This window comes from Tenacibaculum sp. 1B UA (assembly GCF_033978845.1).
Taxonomy (GTDB): Bacteria; Bacteroidota; Bacteroidia; order Flavobacteriales; family Flavobacteriaceae; genus Polaribacter.
On the sequence record NZ_JAKVUA010000001.1, the window covers coordinates 85,115 to 104,276 of the forward strand.

Annotated in this window: 19 protein-coding genes; 15 read left to right on the top strand and 4 right to left on the bottom strand. The window is 31.1% G+C overall.

Annotated elements, in window-relative coordinates; all coding sequences use genetic code 11:
* Window positions 1-13 precede the first annotated feature (13 nt).
* The 9 genes from MK851_RS00385 (at window position 14) to MK851_RS00425 (ending at window position 8,268) form a co-directional block, all read left to right on the top strand.
* Window positions 14-136, top strand: coding sequence for a four helix bundle protein (locus MK851_RS00385; RefSeq protein WP_303505696.1), 123 nt, complete (start codon window positions 14-16; stop codon window positions 134-136).
* 113 nt (window positions 137-249) lie between these two features.
* On the top strand, window positions 250-1,287 hold the full coding sequence (locus tag MK851_RS00390; protein ID WP_320240526.1) for a VWA domain-containing protein: 1,038 nt from the start codon (window positions 250-252) through the stop codon (window positions 1,285-1,287).
* A gap of 8 nt (window positions 1,288-1,295) precedes the next feature.
* On the top strand, window positions 1,296-2,120 hold the full coding sequence (locus MK851_RS00395) for a tetratricopeptide repeat protein (RefSeq protein WP_320240528.1): 825 nt from the start codon (window positions 1,296-1,298) through the stop codon (window positions 2,118-2,120).
* 51 nt (window positions 2,121-2,171) lie between these two features.
* Window positions 2,172-3,935: a BatD family protein gene (locus MK851_RS00400; RefSeq protein ID WP_320240530.1), complete on the top strand. Its 1,764-nt coding sequence runs from the start codon at window positions 2,172-2,174 to the stop codon at window positions 3,933-3,935.
* Complete coding sequence (locus MK851_RS00405) at window positions 3,935-4,687, top strand: CDC27 family protein (RefSeq protein WP_320240532.1); 753 nt, start codon at window positions 3,935-3,937, stop codon at window positions 4,685-4,687. The genes MK851_RS00400 and MK851_RS00405 overlap by 1 nt, the downstream gene beginning before the upstream one ends.
* A 56-nt stretch (window positions 4,688-4,743) precedes the next feature.
* The gene (locus tag MK851_RS00410; RefSeq protein WP_303505708.1) at window positions 4,744-5,043 is read left to right on the top strand and encodes a hypothetical protein; all 300 of its coding nucleotides are present in this window, start codon (window positions 4,744-4,746) and stop codon (window positions 5,041-5,043) included.
* 191 nt (window positions 5,044-5,234) lie between these two features.
* Complete coding sequence (locus tag MK851_RS00415) at window positions 5,235-6,815, top strand: SulP family inorganic anion transporter (RefSeq protein ID WP_303505710.1); 1,581 nt, start codon at window positions 5,235-5,237, stop codon at window positions 6,813-6,815.
* A gap of 57 nt (window positions 6,816-6,872) precedes the next feature.
* The gene (locus MK851_RS00420) at window positions 6,873-7,502 is read left to right on the top strand and encodes a carbonic anhydrase family protein (protein ID WP_320240536.1); all 630 of its coding nucleotides are present in this window, start codon (window positions 6,873-6,875) and stop codon (window positions 7,500-7,502) included.
* 139 nt (window positions 7,503-7,641) lie between these two features.
* Complete coding sequence (locus tag MK851_RS00425) at window positions 7,642-8,268, top strand: carbonic anhydrase (protein WP_320240538.1); 627 nt, start codon at window positions 7,642-7,644, stop codon at window positions 8,266-8,268.
* Window positions 8,269-8,301: 33 nt separating this feature from the next.
* Here MK851_RS00425 and MK851_RS00430 read toward each other — a convergent pair whose 3' ends face one another.
* On the bottom strand, window positions 8,302-8,829 hold the full coding sequence (locus MK851_RS00430) for a CvpA family protein (RefSeq protein WP_320240540.1): 528 nt from the start codon (window positions 8,827-8,829) through the stop codon (window positions 8,302-8,304).
* A gap of 126 nt (window positions 8,830-8,955) precedes the next feature.
* Between MK851_RS00430 and MK851_RS00435 the strand changes: the two genes are divergently transcribed.
* Window positions 8,956-9,312: a hypothetical protein gene (locus tag MK851_RS00435; protein WP_115900100.1), complete on the top strand. Its 357-nt coding sequence runs from the start codon at window positions 8,956-8,958 to the stop codon at window positions 9,310-9,312.
* Here the strand turns inward: MK851_RS00435 and MK851_RS00440 are convergent.
* Window positions 9,309-10,103 carry an SDR family oxidoreductase gene (locus tag MK851_RS00440; RefSeq protein WP_320240543.1) on the bottom strand — a complete coding sequence of 265 codons (795 nt, stop codon included), beginning with the start codon at window positions 10,101-10,103 and terminating at the stop codon, window positions 9,309-9,311. The genes MK851_RS00435 and MK851_RS00440 overlap by 4 nt on opposite strands.
* A 126-nt stretch (window positions 10,104-10,229) precedes the next feature.
* Between MK851_RS00440 and MK851_RS00445 the strand changes: the two genes are divergently transcribed.
* The gene (locus MK851_RS00445) at window positions 10,230-11,606 is read left to right on the top strand and encodes a TlpA disulfide reductase family protein (protein ID WP_320240545.1); all 1,377 of its coding nucleotides are present in this window, start codon (window positions 10,230-10,232) and stop codon (window positions 11,604-11,606) included.
* A 55-nt stretch (window positions 11,607-11,661) separates the two neighbouring features.
* Here the strand turns inward: MK851_RS00445 and MK851_RS00450 are convergent, their stop codons facing one another.
* Window positions 11,662-12,021, bottom strand: a complete 360-nt coding sequence (locus MK851_RS00450) for a YraN family protein (protein WP_320240547.1) — start codon at window positions 12,019-12,021, stop codon at window positions 11,662-11,664.
* Window positions 12,022-12,061: 40 nt separating this feature from the next.
* Here MK851_RS00450 and MK851_RS00455 point away from each other — a divergent pair, with 40 nt between their 5' ends.
* The gene (locus MK851_RS00455; protein WP_320240549.1) at window positions 12,062-12,271 is read left to right on the top strand and encodes a DUF2892 domain-containing protein; all 210 of its coding nucleotides are present in this window, start codon (window positions 12,062-12,064) and stop codon (window positions 12,269-12,271) included.
* Here MK851_RS00455 and MK851_RS00460 read toward each other — a convergent pair.
* Window positions 12,268-13,254 (bottom strand): LD-carboxypeptidase, encoded by a 987-nt coding sequence (locus tag MK851_RS00460; protein ID WP_320240551.1) that lies wholly within the window; start codon window positions 13,252-13,254, stop codon window positions 12,268-12,270. The two genes, MK851_RS00455 and MK851_RS00460, sit on opposite strands and share 4 nt — an antisense overlap.
* A gap of 115 nt (window positions 13,255-13,369) precedes the next feature.
* Between MK851_RS00460 and metG the strand changes: the two genes are divergently transcribed.
* The 3 genes from metG to MK851_RS00475 all read left to right on the top strand — a co-directional run bounded on the left by metG (window position 13,370) and on the right by MK851_RS00475 (window position 19,141).
* Entirely contained in the window at window positions 13,370-15,424 is a 2,055-nt protein-coding gene (metG, locus tag MK851_RS00465; protein ID WP_320240553.1) for a methionine--tRNA ligase, read from the top strand.
* 74 nt (window positions 15,425-15,498) lie between these two features.
* Entirely contained in the window at window positions 15,499-16,950 is a 1,452-nt protein-coding gene (locus tag MK851_RS00470) for a hypothetical protein (protein ID WP_320240555.1), read from the top strand.
* A 67-nt stretch (window positions 16,951-17,017) separates the two neighbouring features.
* Window positions 17,018-19,141 carry a Tex family protein gene (locus tag MK851_RS00475; protein WP_320240556.1) on the top strand — a complete coding sequence of 708 codons (2,124 nt, stop codon included), beginning with the start codon at window positions 17,018-17,020 and terminating at the stop codon, window positions 19,139-19,141.
* Window positions 19,142-19,162 lie beyond the last annotated feature (21 nt).

Consider the following 19,162-nt stretch of genomic DNA (forward strand, 5'->3'; position numbering starts at 1 on the left):
TAAAAGTTAAAAAATGTATATTTTCTCTTTTGAAAAATTAGAAGTTTGGAAAGAAGCTGTTAAGCTTTCTAAAAAAACATATTCTGTTATAGAAAATTTTCCTGATTCAGAGGAGTTTGGTTTAACAAATCAATAAAGAAGACTATTTAAAATTAAGAAATACTATATACAAAATTTCTAACATGTTGAATTCTTTACGAAAATCACAGTTAAACGATTAAACGCATCAACAATTAAACTATCCGAAGGATGTACAAACTAGAAGAACCAATATATTTTTATCTTTTTGCAATTATTCCTGTAATAATTGTGGTTTTCCTATTCGTTTTATGGTGGAAAAAACGAACTCAAAAAAAGTTTGCTAATCCGTTGCTTTTATCTAAAATAGCACCAAATACATCAACCTTTAAATCGGTACTAAAACTTATTTTCTTTTTGGTAGGATTATCATTTTTAATTCTATCATTAGTTAACCCTAAAATGGGAACAAAACTAAAAACTGTAAAAAGAGAAGGTGTTGATGTGGTGTTTGCTTTAGACGTTTCTAAAAGTATGTTAGCAGAAGATATTGCCCCTAATAGATTAGAAAAAGCAAAACAAATAATATCTAAAACTATTGATAAGTTAGGCAGTGATAGAGTTGGTATTATTATCTATGCAGGTAATGCTTATCCTCTACTTCCTATTACCACAGATCATGCTGCTGCAAAAATGTTTTTGCAAAACGCAAATCCTGATATCGTTTCAAGCCAAGGTACTGCCATTAACGAAGCACTAAACTTAGCAAACACTTATTATGATAACGATGAGCAAACTAATCGTTTTTTAATAATTATTTCTGATGGTGAAGACCATCAAGAAGAAACTAAACAAGTTGCTCAAAACATCGCCAACGAAGGCGTTAAAGTATATACCGTAGGTGTAGGAACCGAAAAAGGAGGTCCAATTCCTATTAAATTAAATGGCGCGCTTATTGGTTACAAAAAAGACAGAATGGGAGAAACAGTAATTACCCAAAGAAAACCTGATGTTTTACAAGGAGTTGCTGATGCTTCTGATGGACAATATTTTGATGGTAATAAAACTGAAAATCCAGTAGAAGCCATTGAAAAAATTATAGGAAACGCACAAAAAAATGAATTTGAAACAAAACAGTTTTCTGATTATAAAGACCAATTTCAATGGTTTGTAGCTATTGGACTCCTGTTTTTAATTTTAGATATGTTTTTGTTTGATAAGAAAACCAAATGGTTGAAGAAAGTAGATTTGTTTAACGAAGAATCTTAATATGTAGTATGAAAAGTTTACAAAATTTAATATTCATTATAGCTCTTACAGTTTCTGCAATCGTAAATGCACAGCAAGATACACTTAAACTACAACGTGAAGCACGTGCTTTATTACGAGAAGGAAACAAACTATACAATAAACAAAAGTTTAGCGATGCAGCTATTGCTTACCGAAAAGCTTTGGGTAAAAATAGTAAGTATGAAAAAGCAAGCTATAACTTTGGTAATACTTTATACCAAGAAAAGAAATACAAAGAAGCTGTAGAACAGTTTAAAGTAACTACTGAGACTTCAAAAGATAAAATGGCTCAGGCTGAAGCTTATCATAACATTGGTAATGCTATGATGGAACAAAAACAATATGAGCAAGCTGTAGAAGCCTTTAAGAACTCTCTACGTAGAAATCCGAATGACGATGAAACACGTTATAATTTAGCCGTTGCCCAAAAAGAAGTTAAAAAGCAACAACAAAACCAGAAGGATAACAAGGATAAAAATAAAGACCAAAAAAATAAAGATCAGAAAGATCAGAAAAAACAAAACGACAAAGACAAAAAGAACGACAAGAATAAAGATCAAAAAGGCGACGATAAGGACAAAAAAGATGATAAGCAAGATCAGAAAAATGACGATCAAAAAAATCAACAAAAACCTAATCAAGACCAAAAAGACAAACAGAATCAAAAGCCTAAACCTCAACAAGGAAAAATGACTCCAGAACAGATGAAACAATTGTTAGAGAGTTTAAATAATGAGGAAAACAAAACGCAGAAAAAGATGAATGCGAAAAAATCAAAAGGAAGAAAAGTAAAACAAGAAAAAGACTGGTAATTTTACAGTTTTTAAAATCTTAATTATTTTTATACATTTTTGAAAATTAACATGAAGTTGAAAATATACATATCGTTATTAGTTAGTTTTTTTACACTTGCCCTTAGTGCGCAAGACGCTGCATTAACGGCTGCGGTTAGTAAAAATAAATTGGGAGTAAACCAACGATTACGTATTGAGTTTTCTATCAATAAACAAGGAGCCGATAATTTTAAAGCTCCTAATTTCACTAATTTTAAAATAGTTGGTGGCCCTAGTCAATCAGTAAGTCAATCTTGGATTAACGGTAAAGTTTCCTTTAATCAATCATACACTTACATTTTACAACCTAAAAGAAAAGGAGAATTTAATATTCCCTCTGCGAGTATTGAAATTGATGGAAAGACACTCACCTCTAACCCTATAAAAGTTATCGTTCTAGATGCTGTAGACATCCCTAAAAACCCGAACGATCCTAATTATATTGCAGAACAGAACATTCATTTAGTTGCTGAAATTTCCAAATCTCAACCTTATGTTGGTGAAGGTATTTATGTAGAATATCGCTTGTACTTTAGCGACAATGTTGGTATTTACGATAATGCAATTACAGAAGCTCCACAATACAATGGCTTTTGGAATCAGGAAATTAAGCGTAACGGAATGGGTGTTAAAACTGGCACCTATAACGGAGAGAATTATCGTTATGCAGTATTACACAAGGCGCTATTAATACCAACCACTTCCGGTAAGCTAACAATAGACCCAATGAAGATGGATATAGTCGTGGCAGTACCTACTGGAAGGGCTGATTTTTTTGGAAACGTAATTACGCGTCAAGTTCGTAAAGAGTTTTCTTCCGCTAAGAAAGTTGTTAACGCCCGGGCTTTACCTCTTCAAAATAAACCGGAGGGCTTTACGGGTGCAGTGGGTCAATTTTCTTTTGATGTTTCTTTAAGTAAAAACACCTTAAAGGCAAATGAATCTTCACAAATTAAGGTTTCTGTAAATGGTAAAGGAAATTTAAAATTATTTGAACTTCCAAAAATTGAAACTCCTAAAGAACTAGAAGTTTATCAACCAGAAAGAAAAGAAAACGTTCGTATTACAGGAACCGGATTATCAGGCTCAGTTACCGATAGCTATACAGTTGTTCCCGAATTCAAAGGAAAATATAGAATTCCAAAAACTAGCTTTTCTTACTTTAACCCGAAAGAAAAAGTGTATCAAACTATTACTACTGATGATTTATATGTTGATGTTTTAGAAGGAAAAGAAATTCCGACAAATTCAGATGCTAACACAGTAGCTAAACAAGATGTGAAAGTTACGGGTAACGACTTTAGATACATCCAAACATCTACTAACTTACATCCCATAAAGACAGATGATTTCTTTAAATCTACCTTATTTTATGTTCTTTTATTACTTCCTATTTTAGCAATTCCTGTTGGAATCTTTATTCAAAAAAAGAAAGAAGAGCGTGATAGTGATATATTAGGAAATAAGCTACGAAAGGCAGACAAACTCGCCAAGAAATACTTATCGGAAGCACAAAAGCAATTAGGTAATAAAGAAGCTTTTTATGAAGCTTTAGAAAGAGCCCTACATAATTATTTAAAAGCAAAACTAGGTGTAGAAACTTCTGATATAAGTCGTGAAAAGATTACTGATTTATTAGCTAATAAAAACGTTAATAAAGAAACTATTAATAGTTTTATTCAAGTATTTAACAACTGTGATTTTGCTAGATATACTCCAATTACCAATGTACAAATGAAAGAGGAGTATGAGAAGGCAAAACAAGTAATAACGCAATTAGACAGACAATTATAATGAGAAAGTTAGTTATATATTTATTCTTATTGGTGTCAATTAGTACGTTAGCACAAAATGCCAATGATTTATTTACAAACGCGAATTCTTTATATAAAGAAGGGAAGTACGAAGAAGCAATTAAACTATATGAGCAAATAGAAGATGAAAATTTAGTATCATCAGAAGTGTATTATAACTTGGCTAACTGTTACTATAAGCTTAATAAAATAGCGCCTACTATTTATAATTATGAAAAAGCATTACAATTAAACCCTTTAAATGAAGATGCTAAAAATAACTTAATTATAGCAAAGCGTTTAACTCTTGATAGAATTGAAGCATTACCCAAATCAGTTTTTCAAAGGTTTAATGAAAACTATTTACAAAAGTTTACTTATAACACTTGGGCAATAATTACCATTGTGCTTTCTTTTGTTGCTTCTATTTTATTTTTGCTGTTTTATTTTGCCTATACTCCAAACAAAAAAAGAACTTATTTTACAACTAGTATTATTTCTTTTTTGCTTTTAATAATATCTTTAACTATTACATACACACAATACAATCAAGCTAACAACACTATTGAAGCTATCATTTTTACTCAAGAAGTTTCAATTAGCAATGAACCTACTGATAATTCAAATGAAGTTTTCACATTGCACGAAGGAACCAAAGTTAATGTCTTAGATTCTGTAGATAATTGGAAAAAAATAAAGCTCGCTGATGGAAAAGTTGGATGGATAAAAGCAAAAAATTTAAAAGAACTATAACATTTTAGATGTAAAAAATTAATTACTTTTGCCTCTAACTAAATAGAAAAGTTATTTTGAAATCTAAAATCGCTATCTTTTTTATCGTTTTGTTCGCAGGCATTATTGTTACGCCTTCGATAATTACGTTGGTAGATAAGAACCAAGATATCACTATTTTTTTAAGTTTAAGTGAAGAAGAAGAAAACACTAAACATGTTAAGGTCGCTGAGTTAAAAGCTCACCCTAATGAAGATTACACTTCTTTTTTATATAAAAAAATTCAAAAAAAGAAAAACGTACGTTTTCAATCTAAAAACTACGTGTCACAATATCCTAAAATTCTCACTCCACCTCCTGAATTTTTTACTGCTTAATTTTTTTTACTAACTATTTCATGGAAAACAAAAACCCTTGCGATAGATATTTAGTAAACAAAAACAATATTTTTTGATCTGAGCTTTTCACAAAACTGCTCTAAATCAATCAATCTAATAAGTAAAAATTATTTACATTTTAAAAACACACTCTAAATTTTTATTTGGAGTATAAAATATACGCATATATTATGTTTAAAACTATTAAAAGCGACTTACCCGCAAGTATTGTCGTATTCTTTGTTGCTTTACCTTTATGTTTAGGTATTGCTTTAGCAAGTGGAGCTCCTCTTTTTTCAGGTGTAATTGCCGGAATTATTGGAGGTACTGTTGTTGGAGCCTTGAGTGGTTCGAAAATAGGAGTTAGTGGTCCTGCAGCTGGTTTAGCTGCTATTGTTTTAACCGCTATAGGGTCTTTAGGTGGTTATGAAAACTTTTTAGTAGCCGTTGTATTAGGAGGTATTATTCAAATACTTTTTGGTGTTCTTAAAGCTGGTGTTATCGGTTATTACTTCCCATCATCGGTTATTAAAGGAATGCTTACTGGTATTGGTATTATTATTATTTTAAAGCAAATTCCTCACTTCTTTGGATATGATGCTGAACCAGAAGGGGCTGATAGCTTTATAGAAGCTTCAGGAGAAAACACTTTTTCAGCTATATTAAGCATTACTGATAATATTACCATGGGATCAATGGTTATTGGTTTTATTGGATTGGCTATTTTAATTCTTTGGGATAAAGTTTTAAGTAAAAAAGGGAAAATATTTCATTTAATTCAAGGACCTTTAGTAGCTGTTGTAACAGGAATTATATTTTTTTCCTTAATGCAAGGAAATGAAACGTTAGCAATACAAGCTTCACATTTAGTAAGTGTACCTATTCCTGAGAGCTTTGATTCTTTCTTAACACAATTCACATTCCCTAACTTCAATGCTATTACAAACTACGAAGTTTGGGTAACTGCATTTACGATTGCATTAGTAGCAAGTTTAGAAACGCTACTTTGTGTTGAAGCCACAGATAAATTAGACCCAGAAAAAAATGTAACTCCAACCAACAGAGAATTATTAGCACAAGGAACAGGTAATATTTTATCTGGTTTAATTGGAGGTTTACCTATTACTCAAGTAATTGTAAGAAGTTCTGCCAACATTCAATCAGGAGGTAGATCTAAAATGTCTGCAATTATTCACGGATTATTTTTGTTACTATCTGTTATTTTAATTCCAACCTTATTAAATAAAATACCTTTATCTGTACTAGCGGCAATTTTATTAGTTGTTGGTTATAAACTAGCAAAACCTAGCTTATTTAAACAAATGTTTGCTTTAGGATGGAAACAATTTGTGCCTTTTATTGTAACCGTTTTAGGTATTGTTTTCACCGATTTACTTACAGGAATTTCATTAGGGTTAGCTGTTGGAGTTTTTGTTATTTTGATAAAAAGTTATCAAAACTCTCACTTCTTACATATTGAAGATAAAAGTAACGGAGTGCACAAAATAAAAATGACACTTGCTGAAGAAGTGACTTTCTTTAACAAAGGAGCAATTTTAAAAGAATTAGACAGCTTACCTGAAGGCACTCATTTAGAGTTAGACGTAAGAAAAACAAGATACTTGGATAATGACATTGTTGAAATTTTAGAAGATTTTGCATTTAAAGCCAAAGAAAGAAACATCAACATTAAACTTATTTCTGAGCGTGGTGTTGTAGAAAACCCTGAAAGCTTTATTAAGTTCTTTAAACTTAGGCCAAAAGCAGCCTAAACTTTTTAACTTCGTAAATTAAAAAAACGACATAAATAATTTTATAAAAATATATCAATGAAAGCACATACTAAAGAAACACAAGCTACAATGACTCCTGAAAAGTCGTTACAGTACTTAAAAGAAGGAAATCAAAGATTCCAAAACAACTTAAAAGCAAATCGTAATTTATTAGAACAAGTTAACGATACTAGAGAAGGGCAATTTCCTTTCGCCACTATTTTAAGTTGTATCGATTCTAGAGTTTCAGCTGAATTAGTATTCGACCAAGGTTTAGGAGACATCTTTAGCGCAAGAATTGCTGGTAACTTTGTAAACGAAGATATTTTAGGTAGTATGGAGTTTGCTTGTAAATTAGCTGGCACTAAGTTAATTGTTGTGTTAGGACACACAAGTTGTGGAGCTATTAAAGGAGCTTGTGATAATGCTAAGTTAGGTAACCTAACCAATATGTTAGGTAAAATTAAACCTGCTGTAGAAGCTGTAACTGAACCTAAAGATGAGAGCTTAAGAAACTCTTCTAATTTAGAGTTTGTAAATAAAGTTGCAGAAAAAAATGTACAATTAACTATTGATAGAATTTTAAACGAAAGTGATGTACTAGCTGAAATGCACAAAAATGGTGAAATTATGATTGTTGGAGCTATGTATAATATTAAAGATGGTTCTGTTACTTTTTATGAATAAAAAACATCTCCTATAATTATTATTATAAAGAGAATCTAAACTTAGTTTCAGGTTCTCTTTTTTTATTAACTTCGATAATTATTTTGCTTAACTCAAAAGCAAGTATAAAAGATTCTTCCAACAAACAATTTTTATACTAATGAATCTATCTAAAATTTTTGAAAACAATAAAGAGTGGGTAAAAAACAAACTATCTACCAATAAAGGTTACTTTAAAAAATTAAATGAAGGACAAAGTCCTGAATTGTTGTATATCGGTTGTTCTGATAGTAGAGTTTCCGCAGAAGATTTGATGGGTTCAAGTCCTGGTGAAGTTTTTGTACATAGAAACATTGCTAATATGGTACCCGCAATTGACTTAAATTCTGCCTCAGTAATTGAATATGCTGTTGAACATTTAAAAGTAAATCATATTGTGGTTTGTGGTCACTACTCTTGCGGAGGTGTAAAAGCAGCTATGCAATCTGCCGATTTAGGATTGTTAAATCCTTGGTTACGTTATATAAGAGATGTATATCGCTTACACAAAGATGAATTGAATAAAATTAAAGATGAAAATGCTCGTTACGATCGTTTGGTTGATTTAAATGTGCAAGAACAATGCGTTAACCTAATTAAAACTGCTGCTGTACAAAAAGCTTATAGAGATAGAGGGTTAAAAGTACATGGTTGGGTTTTTGATATTAAAACAGGAAATCTCATCGATTTAAACATCGATTTTGAACACATCTTGGAAGACATTATGGAAATTTACCACTTAGACTAAATATATAAACGGATAACTTTTTTATCCATTTTTTTATATTACTACTTCTACCTCTTCACTACTATCCTCCTGCTCTCCTTCATCTTTTATAATTGAAGGGAAAATTGTAGGAGCAATTTTTTTTACAGGTTTAAATAAAATAGACTCCTCTAAGCTTTCTTCTTTTACAAACGGAATAGTATCGTTCATTTTCCCGAAAAAAATAAAAATTACGCTTAAAATTAATCCAATTTTTAAAGCCCCGAAAACACCTCCCAAAATTTTATTTAAAATCCCTAAAGCTGCAAAATCTGCTATTTTGGTTAAAATTTTTCCTAATAACGCTATTGCTACAATTATTACCACGAAAGTTCCAGCAAAAGCCGCTAAAGAAATATACTTTTCATCCCAAGTAACACTGTTTTTCAACCAATCTCCAATAAAGTAAGAAAAATGTATTGCACCATAAACTCCAGCTACAAGCGCTACCAAAGAAGCTACTTCTACAAACAAACCTTTCATTAATCCACGCACAAAACCAAAAAGTAATAACGCAGCTATTATTATGTCGAATGTATTCATTGTTGTTTTCTGAAATTCTAAATTAATGAGATTTAATAGAAAAACACAGCAAAATTAATTATGTGTGTAGATACTATACAAATATACATAACTCATTCCTATCTTTGCTTTTTTCAAAAAGCACAAATGACAAAAGAAACTAACTTAAAAGAAAAATGGGATTTTCTAATAACTCAGTTATCAGAACAATTCGCAGATGGTGACGATCTTAATATCGACGGAGTTATCTACTTAATTGGTGTTCAAGAATTAGGACAAGGACATCGTAAGTTTAAAAAAGATGAAAAAGTAAACCTTATGCATATTGCTATTTGTAAATTATTGGAACCTTACGGATACTATGAGTTTGATTTTTTTGATGATGAAGGATGGCCACATTATAAAACTCTAACTGAATTACCTAACCTAAAGCCAGGTGAACAGTCAGTTTTAATGAAAGAAGCTATCATTAATTATTTTGAGATAATTAACTTTTTTGACTAAGTAACGCTTAACTTCCGAATCATTTTTGACAATAACTTAGGAAAGAAGCGTTTGGTATATACACCTAATTTTTCCTTTGCTCCAGCTATATAAACTTCTTCTTTTTTATTTTTTATCGCTTTTAGCATCAATTCGGCAAACCTATCTGGATCTATACCATTTGCTGTGGCTGAATCCATTTTATTTTGAGGAGTTCCATTTCCTGTTAATGCATTTCTTGACACATTAGTAGTTACAAACCCTGGGCAAACCAAAGTAACAGCAATATTATCATTACAATGTTCTGCTCGCAAACTATCAAAGAAACCATGCAAAGCATGTTTAGTTGCTGCATAGGTAGAACGCAGTGGAGTTCCTATTTTTCCAACAATACTTGTAGTTACAACAAAATGTCCCGATTTATTTTCAATAAAATGAGGCAATAAAGCTTTTGTTAAAGCTACAGTTCCTAAATAATTAATATCCATCAAACGTTTATCAACTTTTATCGAAGTATCTTTCACCAACGATCGTTGACTTATTCCTCCATTATTTACTAAAACATCAATGCTACCAAAAAACGAAACCGCTTTGGTTACCTTATCCGTAAGGTTTTCATAATCTTCTAAATCCAAAGGTAAAACCATAACTTTTTCTGGATATTTACAACGTTTTTTCACTTCTCTTAAAAAGCTTTCATTTCTTGAAGATATAATTAACTTTGCTCCATAATTAGATAGCGTAACTGCTAGAAATTTGCCAATTCCTGAAGAAGCACCGGTTACCCAAAATATTTGTTCTTTAAAGTTCATGTTTTGAAACAATTAAATAAATGTTTCTAAAATACATAAGAAAAAATAAAAACGGTACACTTCTTGGATAGAAGTTCGCAAATGACTAGTTTTAAAACCTTATTAATAACCCTTTAAAACATTATGATGAAAAAATTACTGGCTCTATTAATATTCACCACATCACTTGTAAATGCACAGTACACTGTTAAAGGTACTATGACCCCTCCCGACAAAGGAGATTGGGTTATTTTATATAAAATTGAAGGGGCGAAACAAAAGTTTCTTGCAAATACTACAATTAAGTTTGATACTGTTGCAATAAGTGGTGAACAACAAGTTTTAGGAAAGTTTAGTTTTGAACTACCTAACACCGCAACTTCTGGGGCCTATAGAGCTACCTATAGAAATTCTGGTGCTGGCTTTGTTGATTTTTTCTTTAATAAAGAAAATGTTGAATTTGTTTTTAATCCAAGATACCCTGATCAATCAGTTCTTTTCACTAGCTCTAGAGAAAACAAGCTATACAGTGAATACTTACAAGCATACAATGCTGTGCAAAAAAAGATAGATTCATTACAAGCTTCTTATATTGAAACTAAATCAAAAGACACGAAAAAAACCTATAAAAAAGAGCTTAAGAAACTAGAAGACGTACAAGAAACTTATGAAAACAAGTCTGAAGGAATGTTGGTAAATAGCTTTATAAAAGCTTCTCGTCGTTACAACTCATCCAATCCTCACGATAATGTACAAGATTATTTATCTGCTACTAGTGAAAACTTTTTTGAACATATCGATTTTAAAAGTGATAAGTTATATAATTCTTCTTTTTTAATCGATAGAATTAACGACTACGTTTTCTATTTAAACTATTCTGAAGATAAAGATGTTCAACAAAAACTAATTAAAGAGTCTATTACTAAAGTTATGAAGAAAATTTCTTCTGACAAATTAGAAAAAGCGGTTATCGATTATTTAATTAGTGCACTTACTGATAAACGTAACGGACCAATTGTAGATTGGATGTTTGCTGAATATTACGATAAGCTTCCTACCAAAGATCAAGATGCTGATTTTAAAAAGGAAAAATTAGATATATTACTTGCAACTGTAGGTAGAGTAGCTCCTGACTTTTCTTGGAAAGAAAATGATCAAGAATATAAATTATCAACGTTAAATGATGGTAATAAGTATTTATTAGTATTCTGGAGTACTGGTTGCCCACACTGTATAAAAGAAATTCCAGAACTTTATAAGTTTATGCAAACTCATAAAGAAGTATCGGTAGTTTCTTTTGGTATTGAAAATGAAGAAAATGAATGGGACGAGTTTGTTAAGAATTTACCAGGATGGCACAATGCTATAGGAACACATCCTGAATATAAATTTGACAACGAAACAGTAAAAAAGTATAACCTACTTGGCACACCTTCTTATTTTATATTAGACAAAGATAAGAACATTATTGCTATGCCTGATCATGAAGAGGATGTAGAAAAATACTTTAGTAGTGATAAGTAATTACTAGTGTAAATAACATAAGAAAAGCTCAACAAATTTGTTGAGCTTTTCTTTTTTAAAAGTATAAAAACGCATCTTCAATATGTTCAATTACAAATTCGTTTTGTTGTTTAATAACAGCGATAATATCAAACCGTATTTCTACATCTAAGTCATTTTCTGTTACATAATTATCTATAGCTGTAACTAATAGTTTTATTTTCTTCGGATTCACAAAATCTTGCGGATTTCCAAAATAAGCTGTTGATCTCGTTTTAACTTCAACAACAGCTAAAGTCTCCCCATTTTGAGCAATAATATCAACTTCAGCTTTTTGAAATCGATAGTTTTTTTCAACAATAATATATCCTTTTTTAACAAGATAGTTTATTGCTAGTTGCTCTCCCTTTTTACCAAGTTCATTGTGTTCTGCCATTTAAAAAATTTATATTTGAGTAACCTTAAATCTTTTTATCATGAAAAAAAACATGGGAAACACTGATAAAGCTATTAGAACTTTAATTGCTCTAATAATAGCTACGTTATCTTACTTTGAATTTATTACAGGAATTTTTGGTAATATCTTACTTGTATTAGCAATTATACTTTTGGTTACCAGTTTAATAAACTTTTGCTCACTATATAAGTTATTAGGAATAAACACATGTAAAACAAAAAACAGTTAATTAAATTCTACCAAACACTGCTTATTTTTACTTATCGATAATTTAACTTCTCTACCCATTATCAATGCTCTATTGTCTGGTTCGTGACCAGCCGGAAAATTAAATAGCACAGGAATATCCTTAGGAATAACCTCTAAAATTAATTGTTCTATTGAACTTCCCCATGGAGTGGTATTTCTCTTAATCTTAGTCATATCACCAACAATAATCGCTTTAACTTTAGTAAAATACCCTGCCCGCTTTAAGCTTTGTAACATTCTATCTATCGAATACTTATATTCTCCTATTTCTTCAATAAACAAAACTTTTCCATCTGCAGAAATTTGACTATCTGACCCTAACATAGAAGCTAAAATAGCAATATTACCACCTACTAACTCACCTGAAACCCTTCCTACTCTATTCTTGTTTGAAGCAGCAACTTTATAACTTAATTTTTCTCCAAATAATGCTTTTTTAAAAGTTGCTATGGTTTGTACTATTTCTTCTGCTTTTTCTTCCATACTCGTACCCATCATTGCATGTAAAGTTTCAACACCCAAATTATGAATGTGATTATGAAACGCTGTAACATCAGAATACCCAACAATCCATTTTGGATGTTTTTTAAACTTGGTAAAATCCAATTTATCTAAAATTCTTACAGAACCATATCCGCCTCGTGCACTCCAAATAGCCTTAATATTCGGATCATCTAATGCATCTTGAAAATCTTGACATCGTTCGTCATCAGTGCCCGAAAAATGATTATTCTGATTAAACATATTTTTACCATACACCACTTTTAACCCCCAACTTTCTGCTAATATTTTAGCTTTATCAATTGTATGCTTACGGTTCTTTAAAATTCCTGCAGGAGCAACAATTGCAATCGTATCTCCCTTTTGCAAGTATGGTGGTGTAGTTAACTTCATCGTTTCATTTTGCGCATAGACTGATGTAATTATCAGTATAAAAAATAAGGTAAAAATTCTTTTTTCCATAAACAAGTCTCTTTTCTTGATCTTAAAAGTCTAAATTCCATCAAATGTACCTAATTTATAACAGTATAAAAAATTGCTTTTTCGTACTTTTGCGCTTTAATTTTAGTAGAAAAACATGAGTACACCAAAAAGATATACAATTACAGCAGCATTACCTTATACAAATGGCCCAATCCATATTGGACATTTAGCAGGGGTGTATGTTCCTGGAGATATTTATGCGCGTTATCTGCGTCAAAAAGGAAAAGACGTAGCCTATATTTGTGGTTCTGATGAACATGGAGTTGCAATACCAATGCGTGCTAAAAAAGAAGGTGTTACTCCACAGGATATTATTGATAAATATAACGGAATCATTAAAAAATCATTTGAAGATTTTGGAATTTCTTTTGATAATTATTCACGTACTTCAGCTGAAATTCATCATAAAACAGCTTCTGATTTTTTTACAAAATTATATAACGATGGTCAATTTATTGAAGAAGTTACGCAACAACTATATGACGAAGAAGCGAATCAGTTTTTAGCTGATCGCTTTGTTATTGGTACCTGCCCTAAATGTGGAAATGAAGAAAGTTACGGAGATCAATGTGAAAAGTGTGGAACCAGTCATAACGCTACCGATTTAATCAACCCTAAATCAGCAATTACAGGAAATGTTCCTACCTTAAAAGAAACTAAACATTGGTTTTTACCTTTAGATAAACACGAAGCTTTTTTACGCGAATGGATTTTAGAGGGACATAAAAATGATTGGAAACCTAATGTATTAGGGCAATGTAAATCTTGGATTGATGACGGATTACGCCCTCGTGCTGTAACCCGTGATTTAGATTGGGGAATTCCTGTTCCTGTTGAAGGTGCTGACGGAAAAGTATTGTATGTTTGGTTTGATGCACCAATCGGGTACATCTCTTCTACCAAAGAATGGGCGGAACGCGAAGGTAAAAATTGGGAAGACTATTGGAAAAAAGATGATACTAAATTAGTCCACTTTATTGGTAAAGATAATATTGTATTTCACTGTATTATTTTCCCTGCAATGTTAAAAGCGCATGGCGATTTTATTTTACCTGAAAATGTACCAGCTAACGAGTTTTTAAACTTAGAAGGAAATAAATTATCTACTTCTAAAAACTGGGCAGTTTGGTTACATGAGTATCTGGAAGAATTTCCTAACCAACAAGATGTGTTACGTTATACCTTAACAGCCAATGCTCCTGAGAATAAAGACAACGATTTTACTTGGAAAGATTTTCAAGCAAAAAACAATAACGAGCTAGTTGCTATTTTTGGGAACTTTATTAACCGTGTGGTAGTATTAACAAACAAATACTATAATGGAGTGATTCCTGCTGCTGGTGATTTATCTGAAGTTGATAAAGATACCTTAGAGCAATTAAAAGAGTTCCCAAACATTATTGCAAAATCTATAGAACGTTATCGTTTTAGAGAAGCTTCTCAAGAAATGATGAATTTAGCGCGTTTAGGTAATAAGTACTTAGCTGACGAAGAACCATGGAAAGTAATTAAAGTTGACGAAGAGCGCACCAAAACTATTATGAACGTTGCCTTGCAAATCGCAGCAGGTTTAGCAGTGTTATCAGAACCTTTTTTACCGTTTACTTCAAGTAAGTTAAAGTCAATTTTAAATATTGATACTACACTTGCTTGGAATGATGTAGCTGAAAAAGACATTTTACTACCAGCAGATCATCAAATTAATAAAGCTGAATTATTATTTTCTAAAATTGAAGATACTACAATTCAAACACAGCTAGACAAGTTAGAAGCTACCAAGAAAGCAAATGAAGCTGCTAATAAAGTAGTAGAACCTCAAAAAGAAACTATCCAATTTGACGACTTTACCAAAATGGATATTCGAATAGGGACTATTGTTGCTGCTGAAAAAGTGGCTAAGACAAAAAAACTACTAAAACTTACCGTAGATGTAGGTATTGACACACGTACCATTGTTTCTGGTATTGCAGAAAGCTTTAAACCAGAAGATATCGTTGGTCAGCAAGTGTCTGTATTATGTAATTTAGCTCCTAGAAAATTACGTGGTGTAGAAAGTCAAGGAATGATTTTAATGACAGATACTCCTGAGGGTAAATTAGCTTTTGTTCAACCTTCTGAAAAGGTTAATAACGGAGAGTTTATTGCTTAAACAAAAAACTGTATTTATTATATAAAAAAACCTCGCAAAATTTGCGAGTTTTTTTATACCTCTTAATAACTAAAATGAAAAAAAATTGTATCAACATCCTATTTTTAATAGGGTTTATGTGTAATTCTTTATTTGCTCAAACAGAAATTACTAGTTTTAAAAACTTTTTAAAAGAAAACTCAACAGATATTAAAGATGTAATTCCTGTTGTAAACACAAAAAATAATGATTTAGCTATTTTAATTGCTGACGCTAAAAATGTCTACGCATATAAATTTAATGATGAATTTAAATTAACTGGTCAACTTTCATCAGAAACTAAAAAAAGGAAGTATAAAATACTTTTAGGAAGCAGTATTTACAATAATGAATATAAAATATTTCTAACCAATAAAAGTAACACACAGTTTGCTGCTGTAAGTTTTTCTTTTAACAATAAAAAAAACACCGTAAAAGAGTTTTTACTTCCTTCTGGACAAACTTTTATCCAAACAATATCATTAAAAAATAAGTTTTATATCATTTCGGGAAATAAAATAAATGGCAGTGTATATCTAAACTATATTAATGAAGATGGTAACTTACAATATATTCCACTAGACATTTCTGAGCTAAGACTTCTTAACGAAAAGAATAAAAAAGTAAGAGTTGTAGATTTGTTATTACCTTTTAACTACTCACCTATCAAAAAGTTTGAAGAAAATACGCCTAACTCAATTGAGTCAGTTTCTGAGACTGCCAAAATGTATTTAAAAGATAATAACCTTATTTTTTCTTTTGATAATAATAAAAATATAACTCAATTATTTACTGTAAACTTAACAAACTATAAAGTTTCAACAGCAATTTTTAACAAACCTCTTTCTAATATTAAATCAGGAAGAAAAAAAACCAATTCTTTTATTTTTGACAATAAAATAGCCGTAGTAGCAGCTACAAAGGATGTTTTATCAATGTACATCTTAGACTTAGCAACTGGGAATTTCATAAAAGAATATGCTGCTAGTAAAGACGAGGAAATACTCTTTAAAAACTCTCCAATCATTCAAAAAGGAGGTTTATATAACGGTTATAGAGAGCTAGAAAAAACCAAGAAATTTTTACGTAAAATAACTACTGGTAAAATTGGTGTTTCAGTCATTAAAAATAAAAACAGTTACTTGTTTACTTTAGGGGGGTATGTTGAACAACGATCTACTGCTCCAATGATGATGGCAGGGTTTGGAGGTGTAGGTGGACCAATAGCTAATCTAGGAGGTGTAAATGTGAACCTTTATTTTAATCCTATTATGTTTGCATATAACTCTTTCAATAATACAAAATCAACTCAAATTGAATGTTTATTTGACACACGTTTTGAACACATTAAAGACACCAAAATAGCTAGGAATATTTTTGATAAAATAAAAAGTACCCCTAGAAAAAGTGATATTGGCTACACTATTTTTAAATATAAAGATTTTTATATTAGAAGTGATTATACCCCTAGCGACAAAACATATCACTTAAGAAAATTCACAAGATAAATTAACCTTTTACTATATTTGAAACCTCGCTATTCATGCGAGATTTTTTATTTAAAATAATTTTTCAATGCAACTTATCTCCTATATAACCTCTCGTACGCAAATCTCACAAAAATCAATTCAAAATACGATTGAATTATTAAATGAAGATTGTACCATTCCTTTTATTTCCCGTTACCGAAAAGAAAAAACAGGTAATTTAGATGAAGTTGAAATAGGACAAATTGTACAACTTAAAGAACAATTTGAAGCCTTAGAAAAACGAAAGACAGCAATTTTAAAAGCTTTAGAAGAGCAAGAAGTTTTAACCGATGAGTTAAAAGCAAAAATTGAAAAGACAGAAGATTTAACTACCCTAGAAGATATTTACCTTCCCTATAAAAAGAAACGTAAAACCAAAGCAGAAACAGCTCGTAAAAACGGTTTAGAACCATTGGCGAAGATGATTATGAGTCAGCGAGTAAACGATTTGGAATACACGGCTTCAAAATATATAAACAACGAAGTAGAATCTGAAGAAAAAGCGTTAGAAGGCGCTCGCCATATTATTTCTGAATGGATTAACGAACGAACGGATATCCGTAATAACATTCGTTACCAGTTAGAGCGTTTTGCCACCATTGCTACCAAGGTTATCAAAACTAAAAAAGACGAGGATGCTGCCCAAAAATTTAAAGATTACTTTGATTGGGAGGAAAATCTAAGTAGAATTCCCTCGCATCGATTGCTAGCTATTTTACGTGCCGAAAAAGAAGGTTTTATTCGTATAAAAATTAGTATTGATGATGAACGAGCACTTCAAAAAATGGAAGACAGAATTATTCGTTCGCATAACGAATGTACTGAACAAATTGAATTAGCAATTACTGATGCTTATAAGCGTTTAATTTTTCCTGCGTTATCAAATGAAGCTTTGTCTATAGCTAAAGAAAAGGCAGATGAAAGCGCCATTAAAGTATTTGCTAAAAACCTGAAACAATTATTATTAGGTTCTCCATTAGGTGGAAAACGAATTTTAGCTATCGACCCTGGATTTAGAACGGGTTGTAAAGTGGTTTGTTTAAGTGAACAAGGAAAGTTATTACATAACGAAACTATTTTTCCGCACGCACCTCAACACCAATCCAAAGAAGCAATGAACAAACTTAGCTCTTTAACAGATGCTTATAAAATAGAAGCTATTGCTATAGGTAACGGAACTGCTTCAAGAGAAACTGAACGCTTGGTGAAACGTATCCACTTTAAAAATGATATAGAAGTATTTGTTGTAAGTGAAGCTGGTGCTTCTATTTATTCTGCTTCTAAAATTGCACGAGATGAGTTTCCGAATTATGATGTAACGGTTCGTGGTGCAGTTTCAATAGGTCGTAGATTAGCTGACCCTTTAGCTGAGCTGGTAAAGATTGAAGCCAAATCGATTGGTGTAGGTCAATACCAACACGATGTAGATCAAACACAATTAAAAAAATCACTAGACACTGTAGTAGAACATTGTGTAAACAAAGTAGGTGTTAATATTAATACTGCTAGTGCTTCTTTATTAAGTTATGTTTCTGGAATTGGACCTAAATTGGCTGAAAACATAGTGAATTACAGAAATGAAAATGGAACTTTTACCGATAGAACTGCTATTAAAAAAGTTCCTCGTTTAGGAGGAAAAGCATTCGAGCAATCGGCTGGTTTTCTACGTGTTAAAAATGGTAATAATCCATTAGATGACTCTGCTGTACATCCTGAACGTTATTCCTTAGTAAAACAAATAGCCAAAGATATTGGTAAAAAAGTAGATGACTTGATTGGTAATTCTTCTGTTTTAAAACAAATTAAGCTTCAGCAATATGTAACCGATTCTTACGGGTTACCTACGCTACAAGATATAGTAAAAGAGTTAGAAAAACCTGGTTTAGACCCTCGTAAAAAAGCCAAAGCCTTTAGTTTTAACGAACATATTAAAACAATAGATGATATACAAACAGGCATGGTACTACCCGGAATTGTAAATAACATTACCAATTTTGGTTGCTTTGTTGATATAGGCATTAAAGAAAGTGGTTTAGTACACGTATCTAATTTATCTAATACGTTTGTTAAAGATGTAAATGAGCATGTAAGCTTGCATCAACACGTTCAAGTTAAGATATTGGAGGTGGACACTGTAAGAAAACGTATTCAGTTAAGTATGAATTTTTAACCAAAAAAACGAGCTAATTAA